Origin of the sequence: Nocardia sp. NPDC088792 (assembly GCF_044750615.1) — a bacterium.
In the GTDB taxonomy this organism is placed as follows: Bacteria; Actinomycetota; Actinomycetes; order Mycobacteriales; family Mycobacteriaceae; genus Nocardia.
In genome coordinates, this window is record NZ_JBIVKC010000007.1 from 368,546 (window position 1) to 381,518 (window position 12,973).

Sequence of the window (12,973 nt, forward strand, 5' to 3'; positions counted from 1 at the left end):
CCCGCTCACCGCCCGTGTGAAGGTCGTGCCCGCAGCCCGTCGAGAATCTGGCTGCCCAGCATGGTGACATCGCCGGCGCCCATGGTGATGACCACGTCGCCGGGCCGCGCCAGCGCGCCGACCTGCTTGCCGACCCGCGACATATCCGGTTGGTAGTGCACGGGTTTGGTGACCGCATTGGCCACCAGCGCACCGTTCACTCCGGGCAGCGGTTCCTCGCGCGCACCGTAGACATCGAGCACCACGACCTCGTCGGCCAGCGACAGGGCCGCGCCGAACTCGGTCGCGAAAGTGGCGGTGCGACTGTACAAGTGCGGCTGGAAGACCACAATGACCCGGCCCGGCCGCGAGCGGGCGCCGTCCCGCGCCTCCTGCGCCACCAGTTCCGCGGCGGCACTGAGCACCGCGCGTACTTCGGTCGGGTGGTGGGCGTAATCGTCGAAGACGCGCACGCCGTTCTCCCGCCCGGTGAGCTGGAAGCGACGGTGTACTCCGCCGAAACCCTCCAGGCCCTGGATGATTTCGCCCATATCGGCGCCGGCGGCGCGGGCGGCCAGCAGCGCGCCCAGCGCATTGAGCGCCATGTGCCGGCCGGGTACCGAGAGCCGCAGGGTGCGCGGCGCGGGCTCGTCCGCGAGCTGGAAAACAGCCACGCCGCCCACATCCCGGGGCTCCCAGGACAGCAGCCGCGCGCCGATCGGCACCTCCACGGCGGCCGACCGTGCGGCACTATCCCGCTCGGCAGCTCCGTCCGGGCGCGAGGCACCGTCTGCGGGCTTGCTCGCCACTGCGCCCGAATCGCCGGTCACAGCCGCGTTATCGAGCACAGCCGCATCGCTGAACGCAGCCGCGTCATCGAGCACAGCCGCGTTATCGAGCGCAACCGCATCGTTGCCCGCAGCCGCGAAATCGGCTGAGCCGTAACCCATCACCTCGATGTGGCGCGGATCGCCGGCCAGTCGCGCCACGGAACGCCGGGCCAGTCCGAGCGAGCCCGGATCGTCCAGGCATACGACGAGCCGCCCGCCGGGCTGCAGCCGGTCGACGAAGTCGTCGAACACCTGGATGTAGGCCTCGTCGGTGCCGAAGTAATCCAGGTGGTCGGATTCGATATTGGTGACCACGGCGACGTCCGGCGCGTACTGCAGCAGTGAGCCGTCGCTCTCGTCGGCCTCCGCCACGAAGATGCCGCCGGTGCCGTGGTGGGCATTGGTGCCCGCCTCGTTGAGCTCGCCACCGACCGCGAAGGACGGATCGAAGCCGCAGTGTTGCAGGGCGACCACCAGCATGGAGGTCGTGGAGGTCTTGCCGTGGGTGCCCGACACCAGCAGGGTCTTGTGGCCCTGCATGAGTTCGGCGAGCACGGTCGGGCGCAGCAGTACCGGGACGCCGCGTTCGCGTGCCTCCACCAGTTCGGGATTGGTCTTGGGGATCGCGGCATAGGTGGTGACCACGGCGGTCGGCCCGCCGGGCAGCAGATCCAGTGCGCTGCCGTCGTGCCCGATGCGGACCTGGGCGCCGCGGGCGCGCAGGGCGAGGACGCCGCGGCTCTCCTTGGCGTCCGAGCCGGACACCATGCCGCCGCGCGACAACAGGATTCGCGCGATACCGGACATGCCCGCGCCGCCGATGCCGATCATGTGCACCCGCTGCAGCAGTTCCGGCAGATCGGTGTGCTGCCCGGCCGAGGTCACCTGCTCCGCCGACGTCGCCTGCTCCGCCGTAGTGCCCACCGACCCGGTTTCGGCACTCTTCGACTGCTCGGACGTCACCTCGAATTACCTCGTTCCCTCGAATGTCGCATCGGATAGCTGGGTTCCCAGGCCCGGGTGCTACGCCACGATTCGGTGGAGCGGCTGGTGGTGCGCCGGGCCGAATCCGAATCTATCGATCTGCGCGGGACGCGGTCGGAGCCGCCCTGGCTCTTGACGCCTTTCCCACTCTTCGCGCCCTTGCCGGAGGGCAGGGCCCGCCGCTGCGGACCCGGTTTGACGCCGGCCTTCGCTTTCGCGGCGGCCTTCGCTTTCGCCTTGGCCTTCGACTTGGCGCGGGCCGCCTGTGCCCGTGCGGGCGAATACATTTCGGGTTTGGGCAGCCGCAGCATCCTGGAGAAACGGCCGTCCTGGCCGTCATGCAGGGCGGCCACCGCCTCGGGTTCGTGCCGGGCGGCACTGGCGATGATGCCGAACATGAGCAGGGTGATGGCGAGCGAGGAACCGCCCGCGGACACCAGCGGCAACTGTAGACCGGTCACCGGCAGCAGACCCACCACATAGCCCACATTGATCAGCGCCTGGCCGGTGATCCAGCAGGTGGCCGAGGCGGTCAGCAGCCGCAGGAACGGGTCCACCGAGCGGCTGGCGATGCGCAGGCCGGTGTACACGAACAGCGCGAAAAGCCCCAGTACCAGCGCACATCCGAGAAATCCGAGTTCCTCGCCGATGATGGCGAAGATGAAGTCGTTGTGGGCGTTGGGCAGGTAACTCCACTTGGCGCGGGACTGCCCGAGCCCGCGACCCCAGATACCGCCGTCGGCCAGCGAATACTTGGCCTGCCGCGCCTGATAGCCGATGCCCTGCGGATCCGAGCCCGGACTGAAGAAGGCGCGCATGCGGTCCGAGCGGTAGCCCGCCGACAGAGCCAGGATGCCCGCGGCCGCCGCGCCCGAGATGGCGATGGTGACGAACATGCGCAGCGGCAGCCCGCCGAACCACAGCAGCGCGGTCAGCACGATGCCGAGCGCGATGGTGGTGGACAGGTTGGGTTCCAGCACCACCAGGAAACACACCAGCAGGCCCGCGGGGACCAGCGGCATGAGAATGTCCTTGTAGCTCGCCTTTTCGGCCTGCCGGGAGGCGAGCAGGTGTGAACCCCACACCACCAGCGTGACTTTCACGATCTCGGACGGCTGCACCGAGACGAAACCCAGGTCGAACCAGCGCCGCGAGCCCTGCACCTCGGTGCCGATGCCGGGAATCAGCACCAGGACCAGCAGCACCACCGAGATCGCGAACACCGGGAACGACAGCTGCCGCAGCACCCGGATGGGCACGCGCAGGGCGATATAGAACAGCAGCCCGCCGAACAGGGCCATCAGCGCCTGCTGGATGAACAGCGAGTACGGCGACGAGCCATTGGCGTACGCCTCGACATTGGACGCCGAGAGCACCATGACCAGGCCCAGCACGGTGAGCAGCACCGCGATGGCCACCACCAGGTGGAAGGAGGCGAGCGGGCGGGCCAGCCAGGCCCCGAACCAGTTCATCGGCAGCCGTCGTACCGCTGTCTGCTTCCCGGCCCGATTCGCGGCCCGTCCCGGCGCCGCCGTCATTCCGATCTCCCGATGTCCTTCTCGTCCAAGGCCTGCACCGCCGCGGCGAAACTGCGGCCGCGATGCGTGTAGTCGGCGAACATGTCCAGGGATGCCGCCGCCGGAGCCAGCAGCACGGTATCGCCGCGATGGGCGTATCCCGCGGCCACCCGCACCGCACGAGCCATCACCGCGTCAGGTTCGATCTCGGTGAAGGCTTCACCCATACCGGCATCGTCCCTCGAATTCAGCTCCACGACCGGGACATCCGGGGCGTGTCGCGCAAGTGCGGCGGCGATCACCGGCGCGTCGACACCGAACAGCACGGCGGCGACGAGGTGATCACGGGTCTCCTCGACGAGATCCTCGACGCCCGCGCCCTTGAGCTGACCGCCCGCCACCCACACCACATTCGGGTGCGCGAGGATCGAGGACCGCGCGGCATGCGGATTGGTCGCCTTCGAATCGTCGACGAACTCCACACCCGACAGTTCGCGGACGAACGCGGCGCGATGCGGGCCCACCTTGTGTTCCTGCAGGCCTTCCTTCACGAACTGCGGGGCCACATCGATGGAGCGGGTGAGCGCGGCCGCCGCGAGGGCATCGGCCACGCCGGCCGGGCCCTGCGGGCTGATATCGCTCACCTCGGCCAGGATGGCGGCCTTGGTGAAGGCGCGGTCCAGCAGTTTGCCGTCCACCACGCCGAGTTCACCGTCGGCGGGGACGCCGATGCGGAAGCCGACGGTGCGGCGCGCCTTGGACTTTCGCGCCAGCGCGGCCGCCACCTGATCGTCCAGGCCGACCACGCCGACGCGGCCGGTGAGGGCGCGCGCCTTGGCGGCGGCGTAGGCGTCGAGCCCGCCGTGCCAATCCAGGTGATCCTCGGCCACATTCAGCACCACACCGGCCTCGGGCCGCACCGACGGCGCCCAATGCAGCTGGAACGACGAGAGTTCCACCGCCAGCACCTGCGGTCCCGGGCTGCGGCGCAGCGCGTCCAGGATGGGCAGGCCGATATTGCCGCAGGCCACCGACGGAATGCCGGCGGCACGCAGGATGGCGTGCGTCATCTGGGTGGTGGTGGTCTTGCCGTTGGTACCGGTGATCACCAGCCACTTGCGGACCGGACCGTAAATGCGCGCCTGATCCACCCACCACGCGAACTCGACGTCACCCCACACGGGGATGCCCTCGGTCACGGCGGAGACCAGGACCGGGGAATCCGGCCGCCAGCCCGGGCTGGTGATGACCAGCGCGAACCGTTGCAGCGCATCGGGTTCCAATAGGTCCGCGCCGGTGGCGGTGGCCAGGCCCAGTTCGGCGGCCTCGGCCAGGGCTTTCTCGCCGCCGTCCGTCACCACCGGGCGGGCGCCGATGTCCTGCAGCGGCTCGATCAGCGAGCGCCCGGACACCCCCCATCCGGCGACGAGAACGTCACGGCCACGCAGGAATTCGAGCATGGGTCCCGGAGAACGCAGGACCCTCGGAGAATGTTCGACCATCGACCTATCACCCGACCGCGGACAGATATTCGCTGTAGAACAAGCCAAGGCCGACGGCCGAAGCCATCCCGGCCAATAGCCAGAACCGTATGATCACCGTGGTTTCCGCCCAGCCACTCAACTCGAAGTGGTGATGGAACGGCGCCATCTTGAACAATCGATTGCGCGTGGTGCGGAACACCGCCACCTGCAGCACCACCGACGCGGTCTCGGCCACGAACAGCGCGCCCAGCACGACCATCAGCAGCTCGGTGCGGGTGGTGATGGACAGGCCCGCCAGCAGCCCGCCCAACGCCAGCGAACCGGTGTCGCCCATGAAGATCTTCGCCGGAGACGCGTTCCACCAGAGGAATCCGATACACGCCGCGCCGCCCGCCGCGCACACCAATGCCAGATCGAGTGGATCGCGGACGTTGTAGCAGCCCGCCTCCGGATGCGTGGAGCAGGCATTGCGCCACTGCCAGAAGGTGATGATCATGTACGCGCCCAGCACCAGGCTCATGGAACCGGCCGCGAGACCGTCCAGGCCGTCGGTCAGGTTCACCGCGTTCGACCAGGCCACGACCAGCAGGCAGACCCAGGCCAGGAAGATCACCACACCCATGGACACCGTGGTGATGTCGCGGGTGTACGAGAGATGCTTGCTGGCCGGGGTGAGACCGTTGACATTACGGAATTGCAGTGCCAGCACACCGAACACGATGGCCGCCGACAACTGGCCGATGTACTTACCGGCCGCGGTCAGACCCAGATTGCGGCCCTTGCGCAGCTTGATCAGATCGTCCAGGAAGCCGACCATGCCGAGCGCGGTGGCCAGGCCCATCACCAGCAGACCGGACGCGGACGGGCCCGGCTCGCCGTAGGTCATCGAAATCAGGTGCGAGCCCAGGTAACCGGCCCACATGCCGATCAGGATGGCGACGCCACCCATGGTCGGGGTGCCGCGCTTGGCCTTGTGGCTCTCCGGGCCGTCGACCCGGATCTCCTGGCCGAAGCCCTGCCGGGCGAAGTAGCGGATGACGACGGGCGTCAACAGGATCGAGACGGCCAGCGCGATCGCGGCCGACAATAGAATCTGGGTCATCGCGCGGCCTCCTGCGCTGTGGCGGTGTCATTCGGCCCCGCGGCCGCACCGGCAGCCGGCGCGGTCTCGCTCGACGGCTGCGCGGCGACGCCCGCAGGCAGCCCGGTCTCGTCCACCGGCACCGCGGACTGGAGGAGGCGTTCGGCGACCGCCCACAGTCCCACGGACTTGGACGCCTTCACCAGCACCACATCGCCCGGCGCCAATTCGGTCTCCAGCAGTTCGATGGCGGCGGCGATGTCCGGCACGTGAATCGCCTCCTCGCCCCAGGAGCCCTCCTGCACCGCACCCTGGAACAGGGCGCGCACCGGACGGCCCGCGCCGACCACGATGAGCTGATCCACATCCAGGCGCACCACCAGGCGGCCGATCTTGTCGTGTTCGAGCACGGATTCTTCACCCAGCTCGCCCATTTCGCCCAGCACCGCCCAGCTGCGGCGCGGCGTGTCACCGGACTTGGCCATGGTGACCAGCGCCTTCAGCGCGGCACGCACGGAATCCGGGTTGGCGTTGTAGGAGTCGTTGACGACGGTGACACCGTCGGCGCGGGTCTGCACATCCATGCGGCGTGCGGAGGCCGCGTGCGCGCCGGACAGCGCCTGCGCGACGGTCGCGAGATCCGCGCCCTGGTGCAGGGCCACCGCGGCCGCGGAGAGCGCATTGCCGACCTGGTGCTCACCGTGCACGGCCAACCGCACCTCGATGCTGTCGCCGTTGGCGTGCAAGGTGAATCGCGCACGAGCCTGCTCGTCGAGCGTCACATCCGTGGCGCGCACGTCGGCATCGGCGGCCTGACCGACCGTCACCACGCGGGCATGCGTGCGGTGCGCCATGCCGGCGACCAGGTGATCGTCGAGATTGAGCACCGCCAGCCCCGTGGCCGGAAGCGCTTCCACCAGTTCACCTTTGGTCTGCGCGATGACCTCGCGGCTACCGAACTCGCCCAGGTGCGCGGTGCCCACGTTCAGCACCACGCCGACACTCGGCGGGGCGATCTCGGTGAGCGCCTTGATATGTCCCGGTCCGCGCGCGGACAGCTCCAGCACCAGGAAACGGGTCGAGGCGTCGGCGCGCAGCGCGGTCCAGGGGTGACCGAGCTCGTTGTTGAACGAACCCGGCGGGGCCACAACGGATCCCAGCGGCGCCAGCACGGCGGCCAGCAGATCCTTGGTGGAGGTCTTGCCCGAGGAACCGGTCACGCCGACCACGGTGAGCCCGCCGGCCGCCACCAGGCGGTCCACACTGGCCCGGGCCAGCTTGGCGAGCGCATCGAGGACCGCGGCCCCGGATCCGTCGGCATCGTGTGCCAGTGCGATGGCGCGGGTATTGCCGGGACGCGGCGCCACCACGACGGCGGGCACACCCACCGGCCGGGCGGCCAGTACCGCCGTCGCGCCCTGAGCGACCGCGCGGGCGGCGAAATCGTGGCCGTCCACGCGCTCACCCGGCAAGGCCAGGAACAGGTCACCGGAACCGATACGGCGCGAATCGAATTCGGCCGTCCCGGTGACCTTCGCTTCGGGGTCCGGGACATCGTGCAGCGTGCCGCCCACGATGTCCGCGATCTCCCGCAGTGTCATCTCGATCATGAATGCGTCAGGTCCCTCGTCTTTCGGGACAGCGCTGCCGCCAGCACCTCTCGGTCGTCGAACGGATGCTTCACGCCAGCGATCTCCTGCCCTGTCTCATGTCCCTTGCCCGCCACCAGGACCACGTCGCCGGGTTGTGCCCAGTCGACTGCGGCTCCGATCGCGGCCGCCCGGTCCCCGATCTCCCGGACCGTCCCGCGCTCACTCGCCGGCACCGCTTCGGCGCCGGCCCGGACCGCGGCGCGAATGGCCGCCGGATCCTCGCTGCGCGGATTGTCATCGGTGATGATCAGCAGATCGGCCCCGCGTGCCCCGGCCGCGCCCATCAGGGGACGCTTCCCGGCATCACGGTCACCGCCCGCACCGACCACCACCGCCAAACGTCCTTCCGGCGCACTGTGCGGCAAACCTTGCCAGGCGCCACCCGGCGTGCCTTGCCCGGCACTGTGCGGCGTGCTCTGCCCGGCACCGCCTTGCGCGCCGAGCTCGGCAGTTTCGTGCAGCCCCTGCTCGGCGAGCAGCGTGCGCAGCGTCGCGACCACCGATTCGATGGCCGCGGGCTTGTGCGCGTAGTCCACCACGGCCAGGAACTTCTGCCCCGCGTCGACCCGCTGCATCCGGCCCGGCACATCCACCTCGGCCAGCGCCGCCGCCGCGACCGCGGCCTCCGCGCCCGCCGCCGCGCACACCGCGACCGCCAGCAGTCCGTTGGCGATGTTGTACGCACCCGGAAGCCGCAGCCGGACATCCAGATTCACACCGGCCCCCGACGCGGTGAACTCTTGGATCGCGATACCGGCCATCACGGAAGTGGCGGTCCAGTCCGCCGGGGTGCCGGCCGCCGTGGACACCGTCACCAGCCTGGCAGCTCGCGATGCGAGTGGATCGGAAACCGCGGCAGCCGCCGGCGCACCCGGCTCCGGGGCCGGTTCGGCGGTGAAATCAGCTGTGGCGCTTGTGAACAGCGCCGTGCTACCGGGTCCCGACGGCCGCGCCACAGCGGGTCCCGCGGCAATCGTGCGCGCATCGTCCGCGAGCGAGGCGGCGATCTCGGCGGCCAGCCGGCGGCCCCACTGGTCGTCCACGCAGACGACCGCGGTGTCCGCGGCCACCGACGGGCGGGGCGAGGCGGCGCTGTCCGGGCCATCGGGGATGAACAGCCGGCGCTTGGCGGCGTAGTAGTCCTCGAAATCGCTGTGGAAGTCGAGGTGGTCCTGGGAGAGATTCGTGAACGCGCCCACCGTGAAATGGACGCCGTCGACGCGGCCCAGCGCGAGTGCGTGGCTGGACACCTCCATGACCACGGCCTGCACACCCTGCTCGACCATGAGCGCGAACATGGCGTGCAGCTGCGGAGCCTCGGGCGTGGTCAGTGCGGACGGCACGCGGTGGCCGCCGATGCGGGTCTCGATGGTGCCGATCAGCGCGGTGCGGAAACCGCCCGCGGCCAGACCGGTCTCGACCAGGTACGAGGTGGTGGTTTTGCCCGAAGTGCCGGTGATGCCGATGATGCGCAGCTTGCGGGACGGATCACCGTAGAGCGCCGACGACAGCTCACCGAGCACCGAACGCGGCGCATCGTGCACCAGCACCGGCACGCCGATCTCGTCCAGCAATTCGAGCCCGGCCGGATCGGTCAGCACCGCCACCGCGCCACGCGCCACCGCATCGGCGGCGAAACGCGCACCGTGCGCATGCGCACCGGCCAGACCGACGAACAGATCACCCGGCCGCACCGCGTTGGACCGCTGCTCGATACCGGTGACGAACACCTCGTCGAGCAGGCCGGCAACGCCGGATTCGACTCCCGCCGGGGCGAGGCGCGCGCCCGTGAGCTCTGCCACCGTGCGCAGGGCGGTCGCCGGGGGGTGGGCGGGCCGAAGCACCTGGGGCTCTGTCGTATCTCCGCTTCGCGAAGGCGACTGCGCGGGCACGAAGCTCCTCTCCGGAATGTGGTCGGGTTGTGGTCGGTATGTGGAATCCGGTCTGGAGGACTCGGATCGACGAGTCAGGTTACCTGTGTTCGATCGCCGCGCTCGCGGCACGGCGGCGTTCGGTCAGTCGCCGGTGCGCGCGCCGGGCGCGGTGTACGTCACGTCCACTCGTTCCTTGCTCTGACTCGCCTGCAGAATCGGTCTAACTCGCCTGCAGAATCAATGGTTTGGCGGGCGGCGACGGCGGCACCCGATCCCGCTGTAAAGCCCAGGAAGCGATGCTGTGGAACAGCGGCGCGGCCGACCCGCCACCACTGCCGTCGGAGCTGCGCACCGGCGCGTCCAGCATCAGGCCGATCACATAGCGCGGATTGTCGGCGGGCGCCATGCCCGCGAAGGTGATCCAGTAACGGTCACTCGAATAGCAGTGACACGCCTGATCGATCTGCTGCGCGGTACCGGTCTTACCGGCGATCTGATAGCCGTCGATGGCCGCGGGAGTACCGGTGCCGGACTGGATGCCGCGCGGATCCTTCTGCACGATCGCCTCGAACATCTGCCGCAGCGTCTGCGCGGTCTGCGGGCTCACCACCCGGATGCCGTCCGGCTGATCCTCCGTGCTGCGGGTGCCGTCCGGGGCGACCTTCGCCTTCACGATGCGCGGCGGAATCCGCACCCCGTCATTGGCGATGGCCTGATAGATGGACGTCATCTGCAGGGTCGTCATCGAGAGACCCTGACCGATCGGCAGGTTCGCGAAGGTGGAACCCGACCACTGGTCACGAGCCGGCAGCACGCCCGCGCTCTCACCCGGCAGACCCACCCCGGTGCGCTGGCCGATACCGAACTTCTTGGCCAGATCGAACCAGCGGTCCTCACCGACGCGCTGCGCCAGCATCAGGGTGCCGACATTGGAGGACTTACCGAAGATACCGGTCGTGGTGTACGGCGCGACGCCGTGATCCCAGGCGTCGTGCACGGTCACGCCACCCATATAGATGCTGCCCGGAACCTGGTGCACCTCATCGGGAGTGGTGAGGCCGTACTCGATGGAGGCGGCCGCCGTCACGATCTTGTTGACCGAACCGGGCTCGAACACCTCCTGCACCGACGGGTTGCCCAGATCCGACGACGACCAATACTGCGGTCCCAGTTGCGGATTGAAGGTCGAATTGTTGGCCATGGCGAGTACCTGACCGGTCTTCGCGTCCAGCACCACCGCGGAGGCGGCCTGCGCGCCGGACAGGTCCTTGGCCTGCTGCACCTGCTGCTGCACGTAGTACTGCAGATCCGAATCCAGCGTCAGTTCCACGCCATTGCCGTTCACGGCGGGCTGGCGGTCCCGCCACGAACCCGGGATGACCGCGCCGTCCGAGCCGCGGTCGTAGGTCATGGAACCGTCCGAACCGGCCAGCAGGGCGTCCATCGAGGATTCCAGGCCGATCTGACCGTGCCCGTCCCAGCCGGTCGCGCCGATCACATTGGCGGCCAGCGCTCCACCCGGGTATTCCCGCATGTCCTTGCGCTCGACACCGACCTCGGGGAACTGCAGATTGATGTCGTCGGCCACCCGCGGATCCACATTGCGCGCCAGATACACGAACGGCTCATCACTCTTCAACTTGGTGAGCACGTCTTTCTCGGCCGCGTCCTTGCCGAGCTTCTCGTGAATGTATTTGGCAATCGCCGACAACCGATCATCCACCGTCGGCGCGGTCGGCTTCTTCTCATGCGCGTCCGACAGGTCTTTACGCACCTTGATCGGCTGAAACGTCAACTCTTCAGCCGCGATCGTGAATGCCAGCGACCGACCGTACCGATCCGTAATAGGCCCCCGCGTCGCCTGATCCGTCAACTTCACGGTCCGCTGATCCGCCGCCTGCGCCGACAACTTGGGCGCGGCCACACTCTGAATCCACAACAACTGCGCGCCGGCAACAAGCAACGCCACCAACATCACAAACCGCCCGGCCCCGAACCGGAACCGAGTAGACCAATCCATCCCCGAGGCCGCCCGAGCCCGAGCCCGCCTCCCCGGCCCCGACCCGGCCCGCCCGGACCCCGACCGCGCAGCACTCGCCCGCCCCCGCCCGGCAGTAGCCCGAGCCCGAGCAGACTCGTTCCGAGCCCGCCCCACATCCCGCCCGCGCCCCGCGCGGGAAGGACTCATCGCAAGCCTCCATTCAAAAGCCGCGAATCCCACACCACCACAGCTGGATTCACCCACACAGCGGATGCTGCGCGGTGAGCGCGGTGAGTTGTGGTGGCGGGTGGCGGCATACGCAGGATCATCGAGGGGTCCCGTTCGCTTGGACCTGCGGATTCTGCGGCTGTGCCGGATTCTGCGGATCTTGGGGCGGATTCGCTGGGGCGGGGGCCGGGCTCACCGGGGCCTGGGGCGGATTCTGCTGCGCTTGCGCCGGATCCGGCTGCGGCGGGTTCACGGGGGCCTGTACCGGGTTTACCGGCGGCTGGACCGGGTTCTGCTGCGGCGGAACGGTATTCGCCGGGGGCGAATCCGCGGCGGGTTGAGCCGGATTGGCTGGCGGCTGACCATTGGCGGCAGGAGGGGCCGCAGGCGGCTGACCATTCGCTGCGGGTTGGGCCGGGTTCGCGGGCGGCTGACCATTCGCGGGGGGCTGGGCCGGGTTTGCGGCGGGCTGGGCCAGGTTTGCGGCCGGTGGGGCCGGGTTCGCCGGGGGCGGAACCGGATTCGCGACGGTGGTCGGCGGGGGGTTGGGGGTGGTGGGTACGGGGACCACGCGTTCGCCCTGGGCCGGGATGTGCGGCTGGGTCGTGGGGAGGGGCGGGGTGGTGTTGAGGGGCGGGGCGGGGGCGCCCTGGGCGGGCTGCGGATTGCCGACCACGGTGACCTGGCCGTCCGGGCCCACCAGGAGGCGGGCCGGATCCTTGGCCGGGATCATGCCGAGTTCGGCTGCGCGCTTGGCCAGTTCGGGGGCGGAGTCGGCCGAGGCGACCTCACGCTGGAGGGCGTCCCGCTCATCGGAGAGCTGCTGGTTGGCGCGACGCGCGTCACCCAGCTGGTAGCTGTCCTCGGTGGCGCGGGTGGTGAGCAACAAGGTGAGGGCCAGGCCGCAGCCCAGCAACGCGATAATGGTGGCCACGAACGACATCCGGCCGCGCGGCACCGACTGACTGCGCCGGCCGCGACGCACGCCGGGCAGCTCGCTCCGCCCCTCCCGATTCCGCCGCCGCGCATACGCACGTTGCGCCGCACCGGTTTTCACCCGTTCCGCGGCCTGCACCCGGCGCGCCCCCCGGTTCGCCACCTGTGTCCGAATCGTCATAGGGCGGCCCCGCTCGGGCGGATCCCCGCCCACCGCGCACCCACCCCGGCCCTTCGAGCCTCCAGCACCGCTGCTCCTCCCCTACGATCAACTCTCCCGGCAACCCGCCCCAGGTCACCGCCGCCGGCTGCCGCCCCGTCAGAATCGGCCCGAATTCGTCCTGCGCCACAGGCTCCGACGCCGGCCGGGGTTCCAGCGCGACAGACCGGGATCGGCTTCGGGTCATCGCCCCGGGCGAGGGTTCTC

At 69.5% G+C, this 12,973-nt stretch carries 8 protein-coding genes; all 8 read right to left on the reverse strand.

From position 1 onward, the window contains the following. Positions 1-5: 5 nt before the first annotated feature. The 8 genes from murC to ACIP5Y_RS41695 all read right to left on the reverse strand — a co-directional run bounded on the left by murC (position 6) and on the right by ACIP5Y_RS41695 (position 12,727). On the reverse strand, positions 6-1,640 hold the full coding sequence (gene murC / locus ACIP5Y_RS41660) for a UDP-N-acetylmuramate--L-alanine ligase (protein ID WP_400358996.1): 1,635 nt from the start codon (positions 1,638-1,640) through the stop codon (positions 6-8). Between the two features lie 128 nt (positions 1,641-1,768). Beyond that, positions 1,769-3,331 (reverse strand): putative lipid II flippase FtsW, encoded by a 1,563-nt coding sequence (ftsW, locus tag ACIP5Y_RS41665; protein WP_400358677.1) that lies wholly within the window; start codon positions 3,329-3,331, stop codon positions 1,769-1,771. Next, the gene (murD, locus tag ACIP5Y_RS41670) at positions 3,328-4,770 is read right to left on the reverse strand and encodes a UDP-N-acetylmuramoyl-L-alanine--D-glutamate ligase (RefSeq protein WP_397014279.1); all 1,443 of its coding nucleotides are present in this window, start codon (positions 4,768-4,770) and stop codon (positions 3,328-3,330) included. Before murD ends, ftsW begins: the two co-directional genes overlap by 4 nt. 49 nt (positions 4,771-4,819) lie before the next feature. Further along, on the reverse strand, positions 4,820-5,896 hold the full coding sequence (mraY, locus tag ACIP5Y_RS41675) for a phospho-N-acetylmuramoyl-pentapeptide-transferase (protein WP_397014134.1): 1,077 nt from the start codon (positions 5,894-5,896) through the stop codon (positions 4,820-4,822). Beyond that, entirely contained in the window at positions 5,893-7,485 is a 1,593-nt protein-coding gene (gene murF / locus ACIP5Y_RS41680) for a UDP-N-acetylmuramoyl-tripeptide--D-alanyl-D-alanine ligase (protein WP_400358678.1), read from the reverse strand. Before murF ends, mraY begins: the two co-directional genes overlap by 4 nt. After that, positions 7,482-9,419: a Mur ligase family protein gene (locus tag ACIP5Y_RS41685; RefSeq protein WP_400358680.1), complete on the reverse strand. Its 1,938-nt coding sequence runs from the start codon at positions 9,417-9,419 to the stop codon at positions 7,482-7,484. Before ACIP5Y_RS41685 ends, murF begins: the two co-directional genes overlap by 4 nt. 202 nt (positions 9,420-9,621) lie before the next feature. After that, complete coding sequence (locus tag ACIP5Y_RS41690) at positions 9,622-11,421, reverse strand: peptidoglycan D,D-transpeptidase FtsI family protein (RefSeq protein ID WP_400358682.1); 1,800 nt, start codon at positions 11,419-11,421, stop codon at positions 9,622-9,624. Between the two features lie 286 nt (positions 11,422-11,707). Further along, positions 11,708-12,727, reverse strand: coding sequence for a hypothetical protein (locus tag ACIP5Y_RS41695; protein WP_400358683.1), 1,020 nt, complete (start codon positions 12,725-12,727; stop codon positions 11,708-11,710). Positions 12,728-12,973: the final 246 nt, after the last annotated feature.

Excerpts from the sequence above, each read along its gene's own strand:
- murC (WP_400358996.1), bottom strand. The coding sequence starts at position 1,640 with ATGATCGGCATCGGCGGCGCGGGCATGTCCGGTATCGCGCGAATCCTG.
- ftsW (WP_400358677.1), bottom strand. The coding sequence starts at position 3,331 with ATGACGGCGGCGCCGGGACGGGCCGCGAATCGGGCCGGGAAGCAGACA.
- murD (WP_397014279.1), bottom strand. The coding sequence starts at position 4,770 with ATGCTCGAATTCCTGCGTGGCCGTGACGTTCTCGTCGCCGGATGGGGG.
- mraY (WP_397014134.1), bottom strand. The coding sequence starts at position 5,896 with ATGACCCAGATTCTATTGTCGGCCGCGATCGCGCTGGCCGTCTCGATC.
- murF (WP_400358678.1), bottom strand. The coding sequence starts at position 7,485 with ATGATCGAGATGACACTGCGGGAGATCGCGGACATCGTGGGCGGCACG.
- ACIP5Y_RS41690 (WP_400358682.1), bottom strand. The coding sequence starts at position 11,421 with ATGGATTGGTCTACTCGGTTCCGGTTCGGGGCCGGGCGGTTTGTGATG.
- ACIP5Y_RS41695 (WP_400358683.1), bottom strand. The coding sequence starts at position 12,727 with ATGACGATTCGGACACAGGTGGCGAACCGGGGGGCGCGCCGGGTGCAG.